This window comes from Streptomyces sp. Qhu_M48, assembly GCF_051305195.1.
Taxonomy (GTDB): Bacteria; Actinomycetota; Actinomycetes; order Streptomycetales; family Streptomycetaceae; genus Streptomyces.
In genome coordinates this window covers 4,740,423-4,762,511 of record NZ_CP195432.1, presented here as the reverse complement: position 1 = coordinate 4,762,511, position 22,089 = coordinate 4,740,423, and the positions used below count along the sequence as shown (strand labels likewise).

Below are 22,089 nucleotides of genomic sequence, written 5' to 3'. Positions count from 1 at the left end.
TGCGGCTCCTTGGATCGCGCGATCGGCTCGGGACGCTTGTTAGACGTCGCGTCTAGCAAGCTTGTTAGACGGAACGTATAGCAAGGCTCGCGGCAGGCCTACCCCCCGGTACGGACTTTTTCTCCCGGCGAACGCGGAACGGGGCCGGAGCCCGGTCGGCTCCGGCCCCGTCAACGGGACGCGTGAAGAAGGTGCTTGGGCGTCAGAAGGTCAGGTTCCAGGCGTCGATCCTGCCCGTGTCCTGGCTCGCGTTGTCGTTCACGCGAAGCTTCCAGACCCCGTTCGCGACCTCGGAGGAGGCGTTGACCGTGAAGGTCTGGACGATGTTGTCCGTACCGCTGCCGGTCCGGTTGTGGACCGTGTAGACGGTGCCGTCCGGCGCCACCAGATCGACCTTCAGGTCGCCGATGTAGGTGTGCTTGACGTCCACGCCCACCTTCAGCGTGGCCGGCGCGTTGCCCGTCACGCCGCTGACCGTGATCGGGCTCTCGACCGTGCCGTTGTCCACGATCGTGACGTCGGCGAGGTTCTCGAAGTACTTGCCGGGCGGCGGGGTGGTGCCCCCGACGGCCTTCAGGGCGTCGACCGCGCCCTCACCGAAGAAGCCGTTCCTGGTCGTGGTGCCCTTGCAGCGGGTGTCCGAGGGGCACGCGCGGTCCGTGGCCTGGACGCCCAGCTGGTCCCGGATCTGCGCCGGGGTGAACGCCGGGTTCACGCTCGCGATCAGGGCCGCGACGCCCGCCACGTGCGGGGAGGCCATCGACGTGCCGTTCATGTTGCCGTACTTGCCGCCCGGGAGCGTCGAGTAGACACCGGAGGCGCCGTCGCCGCCGGGGGCCGCGATGTCGATGACGCCGTTGCCGAAGTTCGAGTACGAGGCCTTGGCGCCGCCGTTGCCCTGCGCGGCGACGGTCACGACGCCGGGCAGCTCGGTCGGGATGTCGATGCACGCGTTGGTGATCGTGCGGGTGACCGGCGTCGAGTCGTTGGGGCTCTCGGAGTCCGTCGTCTTGTTCGCCAGGTCGTAGTTGGAGTTGCCGGCGGCGGCGACCTGGAGCGAACCCTTGCCCTCGGCGTACGCCTGCGCCCGGCGGACACCCTCGATGATGGCGGCCTGGTCCACGTTGTCCGGGCAGTTGAACTGCCACGGGTCCGTGTAGTAGCTGTTGTTGGTGACCTTGAAGCCGTGGTCACCGGCCCATACGAAGCCGCAGATCGTGTTCTCCGCGAAGAACAGGCTGCTGGTCGGCTCCGCGATGCGGACGGAGGATATCCTCACGCCCGGCGCGACGCCGATGACGCCCTTGCCGTTCTTGGCGGCCGCGATCGTGCCCGCGACGTGCGTGCCGTGGGTGCCGACGTCACGCCAGGAACCCGCCCGCGTGTCCACCTTGCCGTAGGCGCAGGAGGCCGAGTCGGCGGCGTTGAAGTTGGGCGCGATGTCCTGGTGCTGGTCGTCCACGCCGGTGTCCAGGACGCCGACCTTCACCGTCGGCGAACCGGTGGTGACCGCCCAGGCCTGCTCGGCCTTGATCTGCGTCATGTCCCAGCGGTTCGACTCCGTGAGCGTGGTCGTCGACTGCGAGGGGTTGGCCGGGAGCGCCGGGTTGTAGGCGTCGGCGGGGACGTCGGAGGTACGGGTCGCCCCGACCTGCTGGACGCCGCCGACCGTGCGCATCGACGAGGCGAACGACGCGGACGTCGAGTGCGCCACGATCACGCCGATCGCGTCGTAGGTGGCGAAGACGGAACCGCCGTTGCCCGCCACGGCGCCGCTGACCGCCGAGGTGCCGCCGGGCGCCGTGATCACCAGGTACGCGCGCGTGCCCGCGGCCCAGGCGGCCGGGGCCGGGGTGGCCGTCGTGGTGGTCGTCGCCCCCGCCGAACGGGCCGCGACGGGCGCGGTGTCCGACGGTGCTGCCTGGGCGAATCCGGCGGGGGCGGCGAGCGCCACGGTCGTACCGAGGGCGGCGACGGCTATGGCCGACGTTCTCAACCGGCTGGATATGAGGGAAAACAATGCGTCCTCCGATGACCCGGTGGCGCGGGTGGCGCCCGCCGGGCCCTGTGATGTGTGGGGTGGACGCAAGATCGCAGACTCGCGAGGCGGAAGGAAGCGTTCTGTCCGAGAAGCCTGTTCGCGTTACGCACTGTTGACCGGACAGCGTCGGAATGGCCCGATTTCCCCGGTGCACCGAGCCGGAACTGATCGCCTCGGCCGTGGCCGCGGCCTTCGCCGGAACGCTCGCCGACTGGCTGCGCGGCCTCGTGGAGGGCGGCTCCGACCGGATCGCCCACCAGATCTGGCGCCTGCTCGTCACCCTGCACCGCACACCCCTGCGGTAGCCGGAGCCGTGGGGGCGGGAGCGGCCGGCGCCCGCCCCCAGGCCCGGCGCTCACTTCAGGTACGGGCCCGGGGCGCCGATCCTGCCGGGGCCGTTCAGGACGTAGACCCGCAGGTTGCCCTTGCCGGGTGCGGCGACCGTGAGGGTGCCGCCGGTGACGCTCCGCACGTCCCCGGTGACGGCGTCGGTGTACGTGCCGTTCGGGATGCCCGTGTAGGTGGCCCCGCCCGAGACCGTGACGAGGGCGAAGCTGTCCGTCGCGCCGCTGGTGTACCGGCGCTTGAACGCCATGTCGCCCGAGACGCCCTCGGTGGAGTACTGGCCCGTCTGGAGCGCCGGGACCGCCCGGCGGATCTGGTTGAGCCGCTGCACGTGCTTCACCAGGGGCTGCTGGAGCGTGGTGGCGACCGCTCCGGAGGCCGAGGAGACCTGGGAGAAGTCGGAGGCCGTGACGGAGCCGGCGACATGGTCGCCGAAGTACGCGCGGCCGGTCGTCGCGAGCGGGCAGGACGGCCCGCAGTCGATCTTCCTCCCCTTCTGGAACTCGATCTCGGAGCCGTAGTACAGGGTCGGGATGCCGCGGAAGGTCCACATCAGGGACATGTTCTCCGCCCAGGCGTCGGTGCCGCCCGCGTACCGCTCGCTCGACTTGTTGGGACCGTAGTCGTGGCTGTCGACGTAGACGACGTTGTACGTGGCGTCGTTGTAGCTGTCGTCGGAGTCCTTGCCGTTGTGGAAGGCGTTGGAGGCGTCACCGAAGTTCATGTGCATGCGCATGTCGATGACGTTCATGCCGGAGAACCGGCTGTGGTCGGGGGCGTGGTAGCTGTTCCCGTTCAGGAAGGCGTTGGTGGAGGTGGGCTGGGCGCCCGTGCCCAGCTGCTGTTCGTGGTCGTACATCTGCAGGGCGGCCGCGGCGTCGTCGGCGGCGTACTCCTTGCGCTCCTTCCAGGTGTAGAACTGCGCCGAGTGGTTCACCGAGCCGCGGTTCCACTTGTCGTTCACGAAGGCCGCGACCTCGCCGAAGACGAAGAAGTTCTTCGCGGCTTCGGCGCCGTGGCGCCGCGTCACCCGTTCCTGGATCGCGGGCAGGAAGCGGCGGTTCCAGGTGGTGCGCGGGATGTGCACGGCCGTGTCGACGCGGAACCCGTCGACCCCCATGTCGATGTACTTGTCGTACGCGCCGATGAGATAGTTCTGCACGGCCGGGTTCTCGGTGTTGAAGTCGGCCAGGTCCTCGTGCAGCCAGCACGAACGGGAGTCCTCGCCTTCCCAGTTGCCGATCCAGCACTGGTGGAAGAGCGCCTTCGGGAACATCCCGGACGTCGGGCTCGGCCACTGGCAGTTGTAGACGGTGTACCCCTCGGCGCTCTTGCCGCCGGTGGGCTTTCCCCAGTCGAGACAGGTGTTGCCGGCCGGCTCCGCCGTCGACCACAGGTCGCCGTTGTAGTACGACTTCCCGGACTTCGTGTCGATCGTCAGCCCGTCGTACTCGAAACCGGGCTGCTTCTCGTCGTAGTACCAGCTCCACTGGCTGTCCCGCACGCCGTACACGGTGGGCGTGAACAGGCCCTTGGCTCCCCAGCGGGAGGAGTGGTTGTAGACGACGTCCTGGTAGATCTTCATGCCCTTGGCGTGGGCCGCGTCGATCAGGTCCTGGTAGGAGGCGCCGGCCGACTCCAGTCGGGGATCGACCTGGTAGAAGTCCCAGCCGTGGTAGCCGTGGTAGTCGTAGTCGGACCGGTTGAGGACCACCGGGGTGACCCAGATCGCGGAGAAGCCGAGGCCCTTGACGTAGTCCAGCTTCTGGATGAGGCCCTTGAAGTCACCCCGGAACATGGGGTCGTCGTTGGCGGCGTTGCCCGACGTGACGTGCTGGCCGCCGCCCCGGTTGTTCGAGGTGTCGCCGTCGTTGAAGCGCGCGGTGAGGACGAAGTAGATCGGGTCCTTGCGCGGGTCGGTGCCGAGCGGCTTCCCGTTGCCGGGGTCGGCCGTCTTCTCCCCGGTGGTGGCGGTGGTGGCGGCCGACGCGGGGGAGACGTTCCCGGCGGCGTCCACGGCCTTCACCGTGTAGGTGTACGCGGTCCGTTCGGCGAGGCCGGTGTCGGAGAACACGGTGGAGGTGACGTCGGTGACGACCGTGCCACCGCTGCCGCCGACCCGGTTGACCTGGTACTTCGTCACGCCCCTGTCGTCCGTCGCGGGATCCCAGGTGAGCAGCACCGAGACGCCGTCGGCGGCGGCGGTGACCCGGGCGGGGGGCGTCGGGGCCTTGGTGTCGGGTACCTCGGCGGCGCACGGGTCGGCCGCGTTCGCCGTCACCACGTTGTTCCGTACGGTGCTCACGCCCGTGCCGAGGGTGTAGTCGGAGCCCCGGTTGTTGTCCCAGGTGCCGTTGCCGTTGTTGAAGGCGGCCTTGAGGGAAGCGGCCGTCCCCAGGTCGACCTCGCGCTTCCACCAGCCGGCGCAGGCGGCCTGCATGCCGACGCCGGGGACGGTCGTCCAGGCGCCCCCCGCGGGCTGGTGGTGGAGGTTGACGGTGGACCAGCCCAGGGTCTCGGTCGAGTAGTAGACGGTGGCCCTGGCGCCCGGGGCCGGGGTCGGAGTCGGAGTCGGGTCGGGTGTGGTTCCGGCGCAGGGGTCGGAGTGGGCCACGACCCCGTCCTTGACGGTGACGGAGCCGGTGCCCAGGGCGTAGTTCCCGCCGCCGTTGTTGTCCCAGGTGCCGCTGCCGTCGGTGAAGGTGGCCTGGAGCCCGGTGGCCGTGCCGAGCGGGACGGTCCGCTTCACCCAGTCCGTGCAGGCCGCCTCCATGGCCACGCCGGGGACGGCGGTCCAGGCACCGCCGTCCGGCGCGTAATGGAGGTTGTACCGAGCCCAGTTCCTGGTCTTCGTCCAGTAGAAGACCGTCGCCGTGTTCTCGGCGGTGGCCGCGACGGGCTCGGTACGCGGGGAGGTCTCGCCGGACGGCGCGGCCACCAGGCCGAGAAGGCCTGCGGCGACCGCCAGGGCGGCTGTCGGGCGCGCCGACAACCGTCTGCGGGTGCGTGTCATCTGAATCTCCAGGCGGGGGGCGACGCGTCCCAGGGCAGACCTCTCCCCTGGGGACGGGAGGCGGCCCGTTGGAAACACAGTCGGAAAGTTGCGGAAACATCTTGCGTCGGCCGGAAGTTACCGCCGCCCGTCCCCCGCGTAAAGGGTTCCGGCGGAGGGTGGGGTTCTCGGTCGAGCCGGGCCGGCAGGTCGTCCAGGTCGGAGGTGGTGAACTTCCATTGGAGCGGCTGTGCCGTGGCGTTGTAGCGGTCTTCGAATGCTCGGAGCCGGTGTCCACGATCCAGAAGACGCGTTTGGCGCTGGCGCAGGGCTCGGTGGCCATGACCGGGGCGACCAGGGCCATGAAGGGCACGATGCAGGCCTTCGGCTCGCAGCGGCCGAAGATCTTCGCGCGGTGGACGTCGTAGGCGGCCAGGTAGCTAGCGCGCCGCCGCGGCCGTACGCGTGATTGACGCGCATCGCCCGGGCCCGGCCCGGGGCCAGGGTCGGATGGCAGCGGCAGCCAACTCCGGGCACGACCAGCGCGCCAGCGGTACGCCGGTCTCGGCGGGTAGCCGGCAGGCCGGCGCCTTGGCCTGGGCGACCTGCGGTGGGGTGAACGAGGGCGGCCTGTCCGAGCGCCTGCGGTCGGACAGGCCGGGTAGGCCGCCGGCGGCGAACCGGCCCCGCCAGGTGCGCACCGTGTCCACGTGCATCCGCGTCTGCGCGGCTATCCGGGCGGTGGAGCGCCCCCGGGCCGCCAGCAGCACGATGGTTGCCCCCCGTCGGGCCTGATGGGGGTCTTGTTGCCGTAAGCCGTCTTCTTCAGGCGGTGGCGCTCGGCGGCGGTCAGCACCACGGGCACGGCAGAACAGGCAGGCATCGCGGGCGGGGTGACCGAACTTCCAGAGGGGGTACGCAATGATGAGGCTCCCGCGTGTGTGGCGGCCGCGGGCTCAGCTGGTGGGCGGGGCTGTCGCGTGGCGCGTCTGCTGGATCAGGACGGTGGTGGCGCGTTCCAGAAGCTCGCAGAGTGAGGCGTGTTCGGAGGGCGTGAACGCGTCGATGAGCGCGCGCTCAAGGACGATCACCTCCTGGTAGGCGTGGTCCAGCAGCGCCTGGCCCTCATCGGTGAGGGTGGCGATCTGCACCTTGGCGTGCACCGGGGACGTCTCGCGGCGGATGAGCTCCTTGGTCTCCATATTGGTCAGCACGCTGCTCATGCTCTGCTGCGTCACCCCGCAGGAGCGGGCCAGTTGGGCGCCGGACATGCCGCCTTCGCGCGAGAGGATCAACAGCACGGTGTACTGCGTCATGGTCAGCCCGTAGGTACGCAGTACCGCCTCGTGGTGCGCCATCAACGCCTGCTCCGACCGCCTGATCCGGGTGCAGAGGTCGTTCTCGATCTGAGCTTCCACCGCGTACTCCCCTCCACTGACAGGTTCATGGGTTGACTCAGGAACCTTATATGTCTACGTTTCTCAACTGTAAGGATACTGAGTCAACACAGGGGGCTGTAACCGTGAAGGCTATCGTTCTCGACACCGATGACCACTACCGGGTAGCCGAACTCGATGAGCCCACCCCCGGCCCCGGCCAGGTGGCAATCCGTGTGGCCTACGCCGGGATCCAGTGGGGCGACACCATGGTCAGGGACGGCCACTTCGCCGTACCGCGTCCCTTCGTCCCGGGGTTCGAGGCATCCGGGCACATCGTCGCGGTCGGCGCGGGCATCGACGCACGCCGTGTAGGTGAGGCAGTCACCGCACTGACCACCTCAGGCGCCTACGCCGAGGTGGTCCTGGCATCCGCCGCGCTTACGTGGGACATCGGCGATATGCCGTTGCGGACGGCCGCAGGTCTCGGGTGGGGCGCACCGACCGCCTACGACCTGATCAACACCGCCGCGCACGTGCGGCCCGGCGAAAGCGTGCTGATCCACGCCGCCGCCGGCTCAGTCGGCACGCTCGCCGCCCAGTTCGCCCGACTGGCCGGAGCGGGCAGGATCGTCGGTGTGGTCGGCACTGCCGCCAGGGCCGACTACGCCGCGCGGTTCGGGTACGACCAGCTCCTGCTCCGCGAGGAGTTCCCGGCCAACCTCGGCGACGAGAAGCCCGACGTCATCCTCGACCCGGTCGGCGGCTCGACCCGCACCGCCGGCCTCGAGCAGCTCGCCGTACACGGCCGGCTGGTGGCATACGGCAACCTCGCCACGTACGAACCCGTCCTCGCCGATGCCAACGACCTCCTCACGCACGGCAAGTCACTCCTGACCTACAACAGCAACCTGCTCAGCCAGACCCACCCCGAGCGGCTCGCCGACAGTGCCCGCCGCGCACTCGACCTCGTCGCCGACGGCAAGGTCCGCATGGACATCACCACCGAGTACGTCCTCGGGGACCTGGCCACGGCCGTGCAGCGCCTCGCCGAGGGCGCAACCCACGGCAAGAGCATCCTCCGCGTCGCCTGACAGCGCTGGGCAGCGACCAGGGCCGCTCCTCGCGACGGTGGATCGCCGGGCTCGCGGCCCGAGGGGTTCCTGACGTCCCCTCGGGGGGTCGTTGAGGGGGTCGTCAGGGGCGCGGCCAGGGCCGTCCCTCCAGGCGCTCGATGTCCCGGTTGAAGCGTTCGAGGAAGGCCGCGAAGCGGGCCACGTCCTCGGGCGACCAGTGCTCCATGACCCGGTCGAGACCCTCGATGTTGGAGTTCCGGTCCGCGTCCAGGCGCCGCTCGCCCTCCTCGGTGATGCGGAACTTGCGGGCGATCCCGCCCTCGGGGTCGGGGATGCGCTCCACGACCCCGGCCCGCAGCATCGCCGCGGTCTGCCGGTTGAGGGTGGAGGCGTCGAGCCCGAAGGCCTCGGTGAGCTGGCCGATGGACATGGGCCCGTGCATCCGGATGCGGCTCAGGAGGACGTACGCGCTGCGGTCGAGGTTGCCGCCGCCCGCCCGGGGGCGGGGTGCGTACAGGTGGGCGTGCCGGCCGAGCAGCATGGTCTCGAACTCGACCAGGTGAATGGGTTTGTCCACGGGCTTGTCCATAAGGCCATTGTCTCTCGCGAGCGTGCGATGTGCAGCATACATAATTTGTGTAGGGCGCCATCGCTGTGCATGATGCATATATCTCGGCAGGCCGCCGGGAGAGACCGAGGGAGAACACGTGGACGGCTCCAAGCCCGACGCCCCACCCGGACGCGTCGTCGGCGTCCTCGCGCTCGCGGGCATCGTGGCCGCACTCATGCAGACCCTGGTGGTGCCGCTCATCGGCGACCTCCCGAAGCTGCTCGACACCACCGCCTCCAACGCCTCCTGGGTGATCACCGCCACCCTGCTCGCGGGCGCCGTCGCCACCCCCGTGGCCGGCCGGCTCGGCGACACCCTCGGCAAGCGGCGGGTCCTGCTCGTCTCCGTGATCCCGCTGATCGTCGGCTCGGTCGTCTGCGCCCTCGCCTCCTCCGTCGTCCCGATGATCGTCGGACGCGGTCTCCAGGGCCTCGGCATGGGCGTCGTCCCGCTCGGCATCAGCCTGCTCCGCGACATCCTCCCGGCCGAGAAGCTGGGCGGCTCCATCGCCCTCATGAGCGCCTCCATGGGCGTCGGCGGCGCCCTCGGCCTGCCCTTCTCCGCCGCCGTCGCCGAGAACGCCAGCTGGCGCGTCCTCTTCTGGGTCGCCGCCGGACTCAGCGCCGTCGTCGGCGTCCTCATCTGGCGCGTCGCCCCCGCGGGCCGCCGCGCCGCCGCCCCCGGCCGCTTCGACGTGCCGGGCGCGCTCGGCCTCGGCGTCGGACTCGTCGCCCTGCTGCTCGCCGTGTCCAAGGGCGCCACCTGGGGCTGGGGCAGCGGCACCACCCTCGGCCTCTTCGCCGTCGCGACCGTCGTCCTGCTCGCCTGGGGCCGGTGGGAGCTGCGTACCCGCGACCCCCTCGTCGACCTGCGGGTCACCGCCCGCCCCGTCGTCCTGATGACCAACCTGGCGTCCGTCCTGGTCGGATTCGCCATGTACGCGCAGTCCCTGGTCGTCCCCCAGCTGTTCCAGCTGCCCGAGGCCACCGGCTACGGACTCGGCCAGTCGATGATGGCCATGGGCCTGTGGATGGCCCCGGCGGGCCTGATGATGATGGTCCTGGCGCCGCTCGGCGCCAAGCTCTCGGCGGCCCGCGGGCCCAAGGTCACCCTCTCCGTCGGCGCGCTCGTCATCGCCGTCGGATACGGCTCCTCGCTCGCCCTCATGGGTTCGACCGTCGGCCTGCTCGTCGTGACCCTCATCTGCAACACGGGCGTCGGCCTCGCCTACGGGGCCATGCCGGCCCTCATCATGGGCGCGGTCCCGCAGGAGGAGACGGCGTCGGCCAACAGCTTCAACACCCTGATGCGGTCCATCGGCACCTCCGTCTCGGCCGCCGTGATCGGCGTGGTCCTCGCCCAGATGACCACGACCCTGGGCGGCCACGGGCTCCCCTCCGAGGAGGGCTTCCGCGTCGCCATGCTCATCGGCTGCGGGGTCGGCCTGGCGGCGGCGGTCGTCGCCGCGCTCATCCCCGGCCGGGCCGTCGCCGCGGCCACCGGCGACCCGGACGGCGCCGGGCCGGAGACCGCGCCGCGGGCCGCCTCCGGGGCGGCCGCCTGACCGGCCCGCCACCGCGCACCGACCGGCGAGCGGTGGCGGGCCCGGGGAAGCCCCCGGCCCGCACCGCTCGGCCGTGAGGCCAGGGGAAGCCCCCGGCGCCCGAACCGCTCGGCGTGAGGCCCTGGGAAGCCCTCGGCCCGCACCGCTCGGCCGTGAGTGCCTCCGCCCCCGCGCCCGTCGGGCCTCAGCCCTTGCGTTCCCCGGCCGCCTCCAGGGCGAAGAGCGCCCCCTCCGGGTCCCGCACGACCACCACGCGGCGCCCCTCGGTCTCCTCCGGGCCGCGTACGCCGCCCCAGTCCCCACCGGGCACGATCGAACCGCCGTGGGCCTCGACCGCCGCCGCGGCCGCCTCCGGGTCGGGCACCCGGAACCGCACCAGCCACCGCGGACGCAGCTGCGGCCGCGGCGAAGCGGCCTCGACCGGACCGCTGTTCAGCCGGGCGACCGCCTCGCCGTCGCGACGGAGCACCACCTTGTCCTGCTCGTACGACACCTCGAAGCTCCCGGGGCTCCCGTCCGCCCAGCGGAACACCTCCCCGTAGAACACGGCCGCCTCGAAGGCGTCCCGCGTGTGCAGCTCCAGCCAGGCCGGCGCCGAGTGCTCGCCGATGTGCAGACGGGTCTCCGGCCGCCCCTCCCACACGCCGAACGCCGCGCCCTCCCGGTCGGTGGCGAGCGCCGCGCGTCCCTGGGGCGGGTAGGCGACCGGCCCGACGCCGACCGTGCCGCCGCGCTCCCGGATCCGCGCCACCGCCAGATCGGCGTCGTCGACCGCGAAGAACGCCGTCCAGGCCACCTGCACGGACAGCTCGGCGGCGACCGCCGCGATCCCGGCCACGGGCTGGTCGCCCAGCCGGGCCACCGCGTACTCGCGCTCGTCACCGCCCCGCCGGAACGTCCAGCCCAGCACGGCTCCGTAGAAGCGCTCCGCCGCGTCGAGATCGCGTGCGGTCAGACTCAGCCAGCACGGTGCTCCCACCACCTCTCCGGTCGTCGGCCCCGACACCGGCACCACCTCCATGTCGTCCTGCTCGCTGCGTGCGTCGTGCGCCCCTTCCCCGCTCCGTCGCACCGCATGCGCGCACTCACCCGACTGCCGCCGATCACCACCCGCCCGGGTGCGCTCAGCGCGCCGCGCGGGCGGCGTAGGCCCGTACGTCGGCGTCCGGGTCGTCGACCGCCCCCGCCAGCGCCGCACGGGCCAGGGGGTCGGCGCGGTGGGCCAGGAGCGAGAGGACGGCGGCCTTGCGTACGTCCGCGTTCGCGTCGTCCAGCGCCCCGGCGAGCGCCGCGACGGACACGTCCGCGGGGGCGGCCCGCAGGGCGGTCGCGGCGCCCGAGCGGACCTGCCAGGCGGCATCGCCGAGCGCCGTCACCGCCCGCGCCGCGTACCCGGGCGGGCAGCCGGTGCCGGCGAGCGCGCCGAGCGCCGCCCCCCTGACCAGCGGATCGGCGTCGTCCAGCAGCGGTCCCAGCGGCTCCGGCGCCGGGTTCCGTACGGCGGCGAGGCCTCGCGCCACCGCCACCCGGACCTCACGGGCCGGGTCCGCGGCCGCCCCCGCCAGCTCACCGACGGCGTCCACCGAGACCAGCGCCCGGACGGCCTGGACGCGCACCTCCACGGCGTCGTCGCCGAGCGTTCCCGCGTACAGGGGGGCGTCCCCGAGCCGTAGCGCCCGCAGGACCTCCAGGGCGGCGGCGCGCACCACCACGTCGGGAACCGCGAGGGCCTCGCGCAGCCCCTCCCCGAGCTCCGGTCCGGCGGGCAGCACCTCGACCAGCTCCCGCAGGGCCGCCGAGGCGGCGGCCCGGACCACGGGGGAGCCGTCCCGCAGCCGCGCGGCGAGCGCCGGACCCGTACCGGTGGGCGCGGTCTCGCCGAGCGCGGTGACGGCGGCGGCCCGTACCGAGGGATCGGCGTCGTCCAGATAGGGGCCGAGCGCGTCGAGATCGGGGGAGTCCTCGACGAGCGACAGCAGCCGGAGCAGCCGGGGGTGGGGCGCCGCGACCGGCGCGGACACGACGGGACCCGGAGGCTCCGCGCCCGTACGCGCGGCCGGGGCCGCCTCCCGGGGGCCGGCCGTGGCGACCGGCACGAGCTCCACCTCGCCGAGGTGCCGCTCGGGACCGCCCGGTGGTGCGAACTCCGGCACCGGAACCAGGTACGGCTCCACCGGCCGGGCCGTGAACACCATCGCCCCGGAAGGGGACTTGCGCAGGTCCAGGTGGTGCAGCCAGTCCGTGTCGTCCCGCTCCGGATGGTCGAGCCGCTCGTGGTAGAGACCCCAGCGCGACTCCGTCCGGGCGAGCGAGGCCCGCGCCGCCATCTCGGCGCAGTCCCTGATGAACGACACCTCCGCGCACCGCATCAGCTCGTGCGCCGTGCGCGCCCCCATGCCCGCGATCTCCTCCGACATCCGGGTGAACGCCTCGACGGCCAGGGAGAGCTTCGCGCCCGTCTTCGGCGGCGCCACGTAGTCGTTGACGAACCGCCGCAGCTTGTACTCGACCTGCGGCTGCGGCGGCCCCTCCGGGTGGCGCAGCGGCCGGTAGACGAGTTCGTGCGCGGCGGCGATCTGCTCCTGGTCCAACTCCCCTTCGTACGCCCGGTACCGGGCCGCGTCCTCGCCCGCCAGATCACCGAAGACGAACGCCCCGATCATGTAGTTGTGCGGTACGGAGGCCAGGTCGCCGGCCGCGTACAGCCGGGGCACGGTGGTCCGGGCGTGGGAGTCCACCCGTACCCCCGAGGCCGAATGCCCGCCGCACAGCCCGATCTCGGAGATGTGCATCTCGATGTCATGGGTCCGGTAGTCGTGTCCCCGGCCCTCGTGGAAGGTGCCGCGCGTGGGCCGCTCCGTCGTGTGCAGGATCGACTCGACCGCGCCGATGGTCTCCTCGGGCAGATGGCTCAGCTTGAGGTAGACGGGGGCCCGGTCCGAAGCCAGTTCGGCCGCGAACTCGGCCATCATCTGCCCCGACCAGTAGTCCGACTCCACGAACCGCTTGCCGTGCCGGTTCACCTGGTAGCCGCCGAAGGGGTTGGCGACATAGGCGCAGGCCGGGCCGTTGTAGTCCTTGATCAGGGGGTTGATCTGGAAGCACTCGATCCCGGTGAGGGCCGCGCCCGCGTGGTAGGCCATGGCGTAGCCGTCGCCCGCGTTCGTCGGGTTCTCGTACGTCCCGTACAGATAGCCGGAGGCGGGCAGCCCGAGGCGCCCGCAGGGACCGGTCGCCAGGATCACGGCCCCCGCCCGGACCACGACGAACGCGCCGGTACGGGTGTGGAACCCGGCCGCGCCGACCGCGCGCCCGTCCTCCGGGTGCGTGAGGACCCGGACCGGCATGACCCGGTTCTCGATCCGGATCCGCTCGCGCATCTCGCGCCGCCGCAGCTGCCGGTAGAGGACCTTCTTGACGTCCTTGCCCTCGGGCATGGGCAGCACGTACGAGCCGGACCGGTGCACCTGCCGGACCGCGTACTCCCCGTGCTCGTCCTTCTCGAACTTCACCCCGTACGACTCCAGGCGCTGGACCATGCCGAAGCCGCGGGTCGCCGTCTGCCGGACCGTCGACTGGTCCACGAGGCCGTCGTTGGCGCGGGTGATCTCGGCGACGTAGGCGTCCGGTTCGGCGCGGCCGGGCACGACCGCGTTGTTGACGCCGTCCATGCCCATGGCGAGGGCGCCGGAGTGCCGTACGTGCGCCTTCTCCAGGAGCAGGACGTTCGCCCCGCGCTCGGCGGCGGTCAGCGCGGCCATGGTGCCGGCGGTGCCGCCGCCGATGACGAGCACGTCGCAGGAGAGCACGGTCGCGTCGGCGGGATCGGGAACGGTCAGAAGGGTGTCGGTGTCCACAAGGGATGCCTTTCGGGGCTTCGGGGGTTCGGGCGCGCGCCGGCCGCCCGTCAGGGGGCCCTCAGAGGGAGTCGAGGACGCGGCGGCGCAGCGCGGTCGTGTCCGGCGCCCGGTGGGCGTCGCGCGAGCGCGGCCGGGGCACGTCCAGGACCTCCCCGGACGCGAACAGCACGACGCGGTCGCCGAGGTGCAGCGCCTCGTCCACGTCGTGCGTGACGAAGACGACCGTCGCGCCGGTGCCCCGGAGGATCTCCACCAGGAGGTCCTGCATGCCCGCGCGGGTGTGCGCGTCCAGCGCGCCGAACGGCTCGTCCATCAGGACCGCGCGCGGCCGCCCCGCGAGCGCGCGGGCCAGCTGGACGCGCTGCCGCTGCCCGCCGGACAGCTGGTGCGGCAGCTTGCGGGCGTGCTCGCCGAGCCCCACCCGCTCCAGCCACTCCCCGGCCGAGCGGCGCCGCTCCGCCCGGGGCACCCGGCGGATCGCGAGCGGCAGTTCCACATTGGCGCGGACCGACCGCCAGGGCAGCAGGGCGTCGTGCTGGAAGACCAGGGCCCGGTCGGCGCCGGGCCGCAGGATCGGCTCCCCGTCCTGGGTGACCCGCCCTTCCAACGGCGGCAGGAGTCCGGCGAGGGTGCGCAGCAGGGTGGTCTTGCCGCAGCCCGAGGGGCCCACCACGGTCAGCAGTTCGCCGGGTGCGATCCGCAGGTCCACGAGGCCGGGCACGGCGACCCCCTCGGGGTGGCCGAGGCGGACCCCGTGCAGGGCGAGTTCGGCGCCGCCGGGGGCCGGCGCGGCCGCCGGATCCGTGGACAGGGCGGACGGGCTCACGGTGCTCATGGAACCGGCTCCTTCTGGGGCGGGCGGACGGCGGTGACGGCGGGAGCGGGCCCGCCCGCCCCCCGGGCGGGACCCACCGGGCCCCGGGCGGCCGGACGCGGCAGCCACGCGGTGACGCGGCGGCCGAGCGTCTCCACCGCGGTGGAGGTGAGCCAGCCCAGGGCGCCGATGGTGGCCATGCCGACGAAGACGCCCGGGTAGTCGACGACCGTGTAGTCCTGCCAGGTGCGGTAGCCCACCCCGTACTCGCCGGAGATCATCTCCGCCGAGATCACACAGATCCACGAGACGCCGATGCCGACCGACAGACCGCCGAAGATCCCCGGCAGGGCCCCCGGCAGGACCACCGAGAACAGCACCCGCGCCCGGCCGCCGCCCAGGGTGAGCACGGCCTCCTCCCACACCGGGTCGAGGGCCCGCACCGCGTGCCGGGTCGACACGAGGACGGGGAAGAGGGCGGCGGCGCAGGTGATGAAGACGATGCCCTGTTCGTTGGTGGGCAGCAGCAGGATCGCGACCGGGACCAGGGCGATGGCGGGGATCGGACGCACCACCTCCACCAGCGGGCCCAGGAGGTCGGCGGCCCACCGGGACCGGGCGATCGCCGTCCCGGCCGCCACTCCGAGCACGGCCGCGAGGAGGAAGCCGACGGCGATCCGGCGCAGGCTGTGGCCGAGGTCCTGCCAGTAGGCCTCGGTGCCGACCCGGTCGGCGAGGGCGGAGGCGACCTCGCCGACCGTGGGGAACTGCTCGAACCGGAGCCACACGTTGACGTCGTACGCGGTCAGCAGCTGCCACAGGCCGAGCGCCACAAGCGGGGAGGCCACCCGGACCAGACGGCGGCCGACGCTCATGACGCGAGCCTCACGGCGTCCGCGTACGCCACGATCCGGGAGCCGGGGTGCCCGGCGGCGTACCGCTCGGCTCCCGACCGGGTCACGAAGGCCCGCCACTGCCCGCCGTCCGCGACCCACACCGCCCGGTCCGCGAACCACTGCGTCCCCGTCACGGCGTCCGGCACGTACGCGGCCCGCACCGGGGCCCCCTTGACCGCCTTGAGCAGGGCGCCGGGGCTGTCGAAGGAACGGGTGGTGTCCTGCCCCCTCAGCCACAGCTCCGCCTTCGGGACGCCCGCCTTCGGATACTTGAGGCCTGGCACCGCCCGGCGCAGCGGCGCCGCGTCGACGAACGCGTCCACGTCGACGTCCTTCACCAGACCGGCCTCCTTCAGGACCGGCAGGTCCTCCTTGAGTGCGGCCACCAGCTCCGGGCGGAGCGCCGGGTCGAAGGTGGCGATGCCCTGGGCGCCGTTGTAGAGGTGGACGACCTCGGCGGGCAGCCCGGTCTCCTTCGCCACCGACTCGGCGGCGGCGACCGGCTGGGTCCGCAGGTGGTCCGTGGCCCGGTGCTGGGCCCGCAGGAAGGCGTCGAGGACGGCGGGCCGCCGCTCGGCGAACCGCTCCCGGACGGTGACGCCGTGGAAGGTCGGCAGGTTCAGCTCCGCCCCGTCGTACAGGGGTGTGGCCTTGCCCTGGAAGGCGAGCAGACCGGGCCAGGCGACGAACTGGGAGAGCGCGTCCACACTGCCCGCCGCCAGGGCCGAAGCCCCCACGCTCGGCTGCTGGTTGAGCTTGCGGACGTCCTTCGCCGGGTCGACCCCGGCACGCCGCAGCGCCCGTACGAGGGTGCCGTCGGCGGCCGAACCGACACTGGTCGACACCTTGCGGCCCTTCAGGTCCGCGAGCGAACGCAGCGGTGAACCGGGCGCGGTGACGACGGTGTTGAGGCCGCCGCGCAGGTTGTAGCCGGTGACCGCGACCAGCCGCGTCGGCTCCTTGAGCTCCTTGCCGCGCGCCGCGTTGATCAGCAGGGGGAAGTCGCCCATCGAACCGATGTCGATCTTCCCCGCCGTCATCTGCGCGGTGATCGGGGCCCCGGTCGCGTAGTCCTGCCAGACCACCCGGTAGGCGACACCGTCCTTCCGCCCCTGGGCCGCCAGCTCCTCCTCGAAGTAGCCGAGGGAGCGCAGCAGGGTGCCCGCGGTGACGGTGTTGATGGTCTTCGACTGGTAGCCGACGGTCACCGTGACCGACTTCGCGTCGGCCCCGTCCCCGGCGTCCGCGCCGCAGGCGGTGGCGAGCGGCAGGAGGAGGGCCAGCGGGAGTGCGAGCGGGAGGGCGGCGGAGCGGACGACCGGGCGGGCCGTCACGCGGAGCAGGGGAAGTCCTCCTCGGGACACGGGAGTTCGGCCTTTCACCGGAGCAGATAGGGCATGTTGACGGTCACCGCGCCGGTGGGGCAGCGGGCGGCGCACGGGCCGCAGTACCAGCACTCGTCCACGTGCATGTACGCCTTGCCGTCCTCCTCGCGGATCGCGAGCGAGTCCAGCGGACACATGTCGACGCAGAGCGTGCACCCGTCGATGCACTTCGACTCGTCGATGGTCACGGGCACGTCGGCACGCTGGGGGACCAGAGGCATGGCTGTCTCCAGGAAGGGGTGAACGGTACGGGGGAAGGGGTCAGAGCGAGCGGCGGAGAACGCCGCCCATGGTGATGCGGTCGCCGCGGAACCGGATGAACTCCAGGTCCACCGGCCGTCCGTCGGGCAGACAGGTCAGCCGCTCCAGCATGAGGACGGCGGCCCCGCGCGGGGCCTGCAGCACGGCGGCGGAGTGCGCGTCGGCGTTGACCGCCTCCAGGGTGATCTCGGCGTGCCCCAGCGGACCGCCGGTCAGCTGCTCCAGGAGCCGGAACACATCGGTGTTCTCCAGGTCGCAGCCGAGGAGTTCACCCCCGATGTCCATCGGGAGGTACGACAGGTCGAGCGAGAGCGGCAGCCCGTTGAGGCGCCGCAGCCGCTCGACGCACAGCACGTCGGAGTGGTCCGGAAGTCCGAGCCGGTGGGCCACGGGGGCGGGGGCCGGGACCGGGCCGACGGTGCGCACCTCGTTGGTGACCCGCCCGTGCTCGCGCAGTGTCTCGGCGAGCCCCTGGAGCCGGTCCAGACCGTGCGGAAACTTCTCGCACACCACCACCGTGCCGACCCCCGGCTGCCGTTCGACGATCTGCTCGCCGCGCAGCAGGTCCAGGGCCTGCCGGACGGTGTTCCGGCTCGCCCGGAAGTCGGCCGCGATCACGTCCTCCAGAGGAAGGATCCCGCCCGGGAAGCCACCCGCCAGGATCTGGTGGCGCAGCAGGTCGGCGAGCTGCCGCGCCCGGTCCGCGCGCAGCCGGCGACGGCGGGCGGCGGCGACCGGGAGGGCGGCGGAGGCGGGTTCGGCGGGCATGGCAAGGAACGTAGCCGTGGGACGGCCCCGATGGTGTTGCGGCAGTATTGCGCCACCTGACAGCCCGTACGCACCGCCCTGACCTGCGGTGACGCAGGGCGTCCGGGGAGATCCGCCACCCGCCCGCCCACCACGTGGACGGGCGGCCGCCCACCATGCGGAAACGTCGGCCGGCCTGCGTCTCCGGGCGAACAGCTCCCTGACGCTTCGGACGACCCGCGCCCGCCCCGTGGGCTCGACCGCGCCACGGAGCGGGCGAGCCGGCCGTCGCCGCGTTAGCGGAACGTGAGTGAGACGTGAGCGGCGGCGGGAAGAGTGGTGCGTGTCGGCAGGCCAGGGGCGGTGTCACCACCGCTCCGTTCGGGGCCGCCGGCACGTACCGGAGGAGTGCCGGTGCGTGCGCACCGGACGCGGGGCGGGCCGTGGGGGCCCGCCCCGCGTCTCCGGGCCCCGTCTCCGGGCCTCGCGTCTCCGGGCCGCGTGTCCGGGCCCGGCGTGTCCGGGCCCGGCGTTTCCGGGCCCCGCGGGTCCCGCGCGCGAGCCCGGCTCCCGGTCAGCGGCGCTTCAGCTCGTGACCGTCACGATCGTCGCGGCCGTCACCGCGAGCATCGCGGCCTGCATGTCGCGGATCGCCCGCCGCACGCCCTCCGCCGCCCACTGGCCGGCCGTGATCTCCTCCAGGCGCGAGGCGACCTCCTTGCGCGGCATGTCGGGGAAGGCGAGGTGGTGCAGCTTGGCGCCGTGGATCAGGGCGAGGAGGCCCGTGGTGCGGGCGTGGTGCGTGGGACCCTCATGGAGCGCCGTCCGCAGCCGGGCCCTCAGGTCGCGTTCGACCGAGCCGTCCGCCTCCGGGTAGCGGGTGACGGGGAAGAGGCCCAGCACCCTGTGCTGCTCCTCGCGCACCAGGCCGCGCTCGCACAGGCTCACCGTCGTGGCCTTCACGGCCTTGGTGTGGTCCTTCGTCAGCCACTCGGTGACCTTCGGGGCCCGGCCCTTCTTCGCGCACCAGGCCGCGAGCTGCCCCAGCCGCTCGTCGAGGAGCGGCACCTCCGTGGGCGTCGCGTCGGTCACCCGCAGCCGCCCGCCGTCGACCGACACCCGCCCGGCGAGCACGAGATCGAGCAGGATGCCGCCCGCCACGGCCCACGCGGCGGACTGCCGTTCCTTCGCCGCCCCGGACTCGTCGTCCAGGGACAGCAGCATGATCTCCTCCGCGAGCGTGACCGCCACCCGTATCCCTTGCCTTCCGCACATCGGTCTCTTCGGCGCCCGGCACGTCCCTCCGTGCCCCCTCGGCGCCCTTCGCCCCTGAGGACGTGCGGCGGACCCCGACGGTTCCCGGACGCCGCGTCGCCGTCCTCGTGACCTGGGCCGTTGTGCGGGCGCGGAGGGAGCGGAGCGCGTACGGGGAGTCACGGACCCGCACCCGTCCCCGCTTTGGTCTGGACCGCTGGGGGCGGGGGCGTCAAGCTCTCGGTATGGACTTGGAGCTGCGGCACCTCAAGACGATCCGGGCCATCGCGGACGCGGGCAGCCTCACGCGCGCCGCGACCGCGCTCGGGCTGGCGCAGCCGGCGCTCAGTGCCCAGCTCAAGCGGATCGAACGGGCCCTGGGCGGCGCCCTGTTCGAACGGGGACGGGAGGGCGTACGGGCCACGGCGCTCGGAGACCTGGTCCTCGACCGGGCCAGGGTGGTGCTGCCCGCCGTCTGCGAGCTGCAGGAGGAGGCGGTGCGGTTCGCGCGCGACGGCGCGGAGGGCTACCGGCTCGGCGGTACGCACGGGCCGCTGCTCGGGGGCCTGGTCGACCGGATCGCGCGGACGGATCCCGGAGCGTCGGTGACCACGTACATCTCCTGGTCGGAACGCGAGGTCGCCGGTGGAGTGGCCGACGGGCGGCTGGACTTCGCCCTGGTGGGCGTCTGCGGGGAGAGCGGCCCGCCCGAGGCGGGACGGCTCGCGTGGACGGAGGTCGCCCGCGACCCGGTGTACGTGATGCTGGCCGCCGACCACCCCCTGGCACCCCGCGCCGAGATCGACCTGGCCGAACTGGCGGCGGAGGCCTGGACCGACGTGCCGGGCGACGGCTGCTTCGGCGACTGTTTCGCGGCCGCGTGCGTGCGGGCGGGGTTCACCCCGGCCCGCGTGTACGAGACGGACACCGCGTCCTGTGTGCACCTGGTGCAGGTCGGCCGGGCCGTCGGGCTCTGCCGGGCCACCTTCCCCGTCACCCCGGGCGTCGTCACCCGCCCGCTCGCCGGTGCCCCGCTGCTGTGGCGGCACCTGCTCGGGTGGCACCCCGAAGGGCGGGCCGCCTCCCGGGCCGCCGCCGTCCTCGCCCACACCCGGGCCGCCCACGCCGACGCGCTGGCGGCCAGCGCGGGCCGCGTGCCCGCTCCGGCACCCCCGGTGTGACGGCACCACGCGCGTGACGGGCCCCGGTGTGCAGGCCCCGATGTGACGGTGTCACGCGTGTGACGGCCCCTCGGGTCACGGCGCCACCCGCGTGACGCCACAACCTGATGCCGCCGTTCCCGGTTCGGCCACCACCCGATGACGCCATAACGCGATGGCAGGGGCCAACTGGCAACTGCCGCCGCCCCGTCGAGCTCCCTACGGTTCCAGCAGATCCCCCACCGAGATCCGAATCCGTGATCCGTGATCCGAGATCCGAGAACCGAGGAGACTCCCCATGCTCCGACGACACGCCCGCTCGGCGTGTACCGCCCTGGTCGCCGCCGGAATGGCGCTGGCCGGGCTCCAGGCCGGTTCCGCCGCCGCGGCCCCGGACGCCCCGCACCTCCACCGGGCCCCGGCGGTCAAGACCGCCGCCCAGGCCCTCGGCGCCGACTCCGCCCGGCCCGAGCTGCTCCAGGCCATGCGGCGCGACCTGGGACTCACCCACTCCCAGGCCCTCACCCGCCTCGCCAACGAGGCCGAGGCCGGTGCCACCGCCGCCCGGCTCCGCCAGGACCTGGGCGGCGCCTTCGCCGGCGCCTGGGTGGACGGCGCCGAGGCCGGCACCCTGACCGTGGCCACCACCCGCGCCACCGACGCGGCCGCGATACGGGCCACGGGCGCGCGGGCCCGGCTCGTGACGCACAGTCTGACCTCCCTGGAGCGGGTCAAGGAGACCCTCGACAAGGCCGCCACCGCAGACGTGCCCGTCCGGTACGTCGACGTCCGCGCCAACGTCCTGGTCGTCGAGGAGGCGCGGGCCGGAGCCGGTGCGCGGCTCGTCGGGGCCGCCGGTGTCCCGGGCGGCCTGGTCCGGGTCGTCCGCACCGCCGAGGCCCCCCGCCCGCTGTACGACATCCGGGGCGGGGACGCGTACTACATGGGCGGCGGCGGACGCTGCTCGGTCGGCTTCGCGGTCACGCGCGGCACCACCCAGGGCTTCGCCACCGCCGGCCACTGCGGCCGGACCGGCACCACCACCAGCGGGTTCAACCAGGTGGCCCAGGGCAGCTTCCAGGGCTCGACGTTCCCCGGCAACGACATGGCCTGGGTCGCCGCCAACACCAACTGGACCGCCACCCCGTACGTCAAGGGCTCCGGCGGCGCGAACGTCCAGGTGACCGGCTCGGTCCTGCAGCCCGTCGGCTCCTCCGTGTGCCGCTCCGGCTCGACCACCGGCTGGCACTGCGGCACCGTGCAGCAGCACAACACGAGCGTCACCTACCCGGAGGGCACCATCTCCGGGGTGACGCGTACGACGGTCTGCGCCGAACCCGGTGACTCCGGAGGCTCGTACATCTCCGGCAGCCAGGCGCAGGGCGTGACCTCCGGCGGTTCCGGCAACTGCTCCAGCGGCGGGACGACCTTCTTCCAGCCGCTGAACCCGCTGCTGCAGAACTACGGCCTGACGCTGAAGACCACCGGCGTCGACCCGGGCCCCGGGCCGGGCGAGCCCGAGCCGGGCGGCACCTGGGCGGCGGGCAAGGTCTACGCCGCCGGTGACGTGGTCACGTACGGCGGGGCGAGCTACCGCTGCCTCCAGGGCCACCAGGCCCAGGCCGGCTGGCAGCCGCCGAACGTCCCGGCGCTGTGGCAGCGTCTGTGACGCCGACCGGTCGGTGAGCAGGGGTGCCGCGAACCCGAG

General features: G+C 73.0%; 19 protein-coding genes. 6 read left to right on the top strand and 13 right to left on the bottom strand.

Annotation, left to right across the window (positions count from 1 at the left end):
- Positions 1-202: 202 nt before the first annotated feature.
- Positions 203-1,981, bottom strand: coding sequence for a S8 family peptidase (locus ACRRSS_RS21565; protein ID WP_435975390.1), 1,779 nt, complete (start codon positions 1,979-1,981; stop codon positions 203-205).
- A gap of 191 nt (positions 1,982-2,172) precedes the next feature.
- On the opposite strand from ACRRSS_RS21565, the gene ACRRSS_RS21560 reads away from it, so the two are divergent.
- On the top strand, positions 2,173-2,346 hold the full coding sequence (locus ACRRSS_RS21560; protein ID WP_435972760.1) for a hypothetical protein: 174 nt from the start codon (positions 2,173-2,175) through the stop codon (positions 2,344-2,346).
- A gap of 50 nt (positions 2,347-2,396) precedes the next feature.
- Here ACRRSS_RS21560 and ACRRSS_RS21555 read toward each other — a convergent pair whose 3' ends face one another.
- On the bottom strand, positions 2,397-5,399 hold the full coding sequence (locus ACRRSS_RS21555; protein WP_435972759.1) for a carbohydrate binding domain-containing protein: 3,003 nt from the start codon (positions 5,397-5,399) through the stop codon (positions 2,397-2,399).
- 269 nt (positions 5,400-5,668) lie between these two features.
- On the opposite strand from ACRRSS_RS21555, the gene ACRRSS_RS21550 reads away from it, so the two are divergent.
- Positions 5,669-5,806, top strand: a complete 138-nt coding sequence (locus ACRRSS_RS21550; protein WP_435972758.1) for a hypothetical protein — start codon at positions 5,669-5,671, stop codon at positions 5,804-5,806.
- 12 nt (positions 5,807-5,818) lie between these two features.
- Here the strand turns inward: ACRRSS_RS21550 and ACRRSS_RS21545 are convergent, their stop codons facing one another.
- Complete coding sequence (locus tag ACRRSS_RS21545) at positions 5,819-6,148, bottom strand: helix-turn-helix domain-containing protein (protein ID WP_435972757.1); 330 nt, start codon at positions 6,146-6,148, stop codon at positions 5,819-5,821.
- 186 nt (positions 6,149-6,334) lie between these two features.
- Positions 6,335-6,796, bottom strand: coding sequence for a MarR family winged helix-turn-helix transcriptional regulator (locus ACRRSS_RS21540; RefSeq protein ID WP_435972756.1), 462 nt, complete (start codon positions 6,794-6,796; stop codon positions 6,335-6,337).
- A gap of 104 nt (positions 6,797-6,900) precedes the next feature.
- Between ACRRSS_RS21540 and ACRRSS_RS21535 the strand changes: the two genes are divergently transcribed.
- On the top strand, positions 6,901-7,848 hold the full coding sequence (locus ACRRSS_RS21535) for a quinone oxidoreductase family protein (RefSeq protein WP_435972755.1): 948 nt from the start codon (positions 6,901-6,903) through the stop codon (positions 7,846-7,848).
- A gap of 103 nt (positions 7,849-7,951) precedes the next feature.
- On the opposite strand, the gene ACRRSS_RS21530 is transcribed toward ACRRSS_RS21535, so the two are convergent.
- Positions 7,952-8,419, bottom strand: a complete 468-nt coding sequence (locus ACRRSS_RS21530; protein WP_435972754.1) for a MarR family winged helix-turn-helix transcriptional regulator — start codon at positions 8,417-8,419, stop codon at positions 7,952-7,954.
- Positions 8,420-8,537: 118 nt separating this feature from the next.
- Between ACRRSS_RS21530 and ACRRSS_RS21525 the strand changes: the two genes are divergently transcribed.
- The gene (locus ACRRSS_RS21525) at positions 8,538-10,004 is read left to right on the top strand and encodes an MFS transporter (RefSeq protein ID WP_435972753.1); all 1,467 of its coding nucleotides are present in this window, start codon (positions 8,538-8,540) and stop codon (positions 10,002-10,004) included.
- A gap of 184 nt (positions 10,005-10,188) precedes the next feature.
- Here the strand turns inward: ACRRSS_RS21525 and ACRRSS_RS21520 are convergent, their stop codons facing one another.
- From ACRRSS_RS21520 to ACRRSS_RS21485, 8 genes are all read right to left on the bottom strand, one after another.
- Entirely contained in the window at positions 10,189-11,025 is an 837-nt protein-coding gene (locus ACRRSS_RS21520) for a VOC family protein (protein WP_435972752.1), read from the bottom strand.
- A 103-nt stretch (positions 11,026-11,128) separates the two neighbouring features.
- Positions 11,129-13,861 (bottom strand): fumarate reductase/succinate dehydrogenase flavoprotein subunit, encoded by a 2,733-nt coding sequence (locus ACRRSS_RS21515; protein ID WP_435972751.1) that lies wholly within the window; start codon positions 13,859-13,861, stop codon positions 11,129-11,131.
- Between the two features lie 61 nt (positions 13,862-13,922).
- Positions 13,923-14,699 carry an ABC transporter ATP-binding protein gene (locus tag ACRRSS_RS21510; RefSeq protein ID WP_435972750.1) on the bottom strand — a complete coding sequence of 259 codons (777 nt, stop codon included), beginning with the start codon at positions 14,697-14,699 and terminating at the stop codon, positions 13,923-13,925.
- Complete coding sequence (locus ACRRSS_RS21505) at positions 14,696-15,553, bottom strand: ABC transporter permease (RefSeq protein ID WP_435972749.1); 858 nt, start codon at positions 15,551-15,553, stop codon at positions 14,696-14,698. Before ACRRSS_RS21505 ends, ACRRSS_RS21510 begins: the two co-directional genes overlap by 4 nt.
- Entirely contained in the window at positions 15,550-16,908 is a 1,359-nt protein-coding gene (locus tag ACRRSS_RS21500) for an ABC transporter substrate-binding protein (RefSeq protein WP_435972748.1), read from the bottom strand. The genes ACRRSS_RS21505 and ACRRSS_RS21500 overlap by 4 nt, the downstream gene beginning before the upstream one ends.
- 44 nt (positions 16,909-16,952) lie before the next feature.
- Positions 16,953-17,180 carry a 4Fe-4S dicluster domain-containing protein gene (locus tag ACRRSS_RS21495; RefSeq protein WP_030313017.1) on the bottom strand — a complete coding sequence of 76 codons (228 nt, stop codon included), beginning with the start codon at positions 17,178-17,180 and terminating at the stop codon, positions 16,953-16,955.
- Between the two features lie 40 nt (positions 17,181-17,220).
- Positions 17,221-17,988, bottom strand: a complete 768-nt coding sequence (locus ACRRSS_RS21490) for a GntR family transcriptional regulator (protein ID WP_435972747.1) — start codon at positions 17,986-17,988, stop codon at positions 17,221-17,223.
- 564 nt (positions 17,989-18,552) lie between these two features.
- Positions 18,553-19,218 (bottom strand): GOLPH3/VPS74 family protein, encoded by a 666-nt coding sequence (locus tag ACRRSS_RS21485; protein WP_435972746.1) that lies wholly within the window; start codon positions 19,216-19,218, stop codon positions 18,553-18,555.
- Positions 19,219-19,466: 248 nt separating this feature from the next.
- Between ACRRSS_RS21485 and ACRRSS_RS21480 the strand changes: the two genes are divergently transcribed.
- On the top strand, positions 19,467-20,402 hold the full coding sequence (locus ACRRSS_RS21480) for a LysR substrate-binding domain-containing protein (RefSeq protein WP_435972745.1): 936 nt from the start codon (positions 19,467-19,469) through the stop codon (positions 20,400-20,402).
- Positions 20,403-20,679: 277 nt separating this feature from the next.
- Positions 20,680-22,050 (top strand): carbohydrate-binding protein, encoded by a 1,371-nt coding sequence (locus ACRRSS_RS21475; RefSeq protein WP_435972744.1) that lies wholly within the window; start codon positions 20,680-20,682, stop codon positions 22,048-22,050.
- The last annotated feature ends 39 nt before the right edge of the window (positions 22,051-22,089 follow it).

Coding starts and splice junctions, on each gene's coding strand:
- ACRRSS_RS21560 (WP_435972760.1), top strand. CDS start 2,173: ATGGCCCGATTTCCCCGGTGCACCGAGCCGGAACTGATCGCCTCGGCC.
- ACRRSS_RS21555 (WP_435972759.1), bottom strand. CDS start 5,399: ATGACACGCACCCGCAGACGGTTGTCGGCGCGCCCGACAGCCGCCCTG.
- ACRRSS_RS21530 (WP_435972754.1), bottom strand. CDS start 8,419: ATGGACAAGCCCGTGGACAAACCCATTCACCTGGTCGAGTTCGAGACC.
- ACRRSS_RS21520 (WP_435972752.1), bottom strand. CDS start 11,025: ATGGAGGTGGTGCCGGTGTCGGGGCCGACGACCGGAGAGGTGGTGGGA.
- ACRRSS_RS21510 (WP_435972750.1), bottom strand. CDS start 14,699: ATGAGCACCGTGAGCCCGTCCGCCCTGTCCACGGATCCGGCGGCCGCG.
- ACRRSS_RS21505 (WP_435972749.1), bottom strand. CDS start 15,553: ATGAGCGTCGGCCGCCGTCTGGTCCGGGTGGCCTCCCCGCTTGTGGCG.
- ACRRSS_RS21495 (WP_030313017.1), bottom strand. CDS start 17,180: ATGCCTCTGGTCCCCCAGCGTGCCGACGTGCCCGTGACCATCGACGAG.
- ACRRSS_RS21490 (WP_435972747.1), bottom strand. CDS start 17,988: ATGCCCGCCGAACCCGCCTCCGCCGCCCTCCCGGTCGCCGCCGCCCGC.
- ACRRSS_RS21480 (WP_435972745.1), top strand. CDS start 19,467: ATGGACTTGGAGCTGCGGCACCTCAAGACGATCCGGGCCATCGCGGAC.
- ACRRSS_RS21475 (WP_435972744.1), top strand. CDS start 20,680: ATGCTCCGACGACACGCCCGCTCGGCGTGTACCGCCCTGGTCGCCGCC.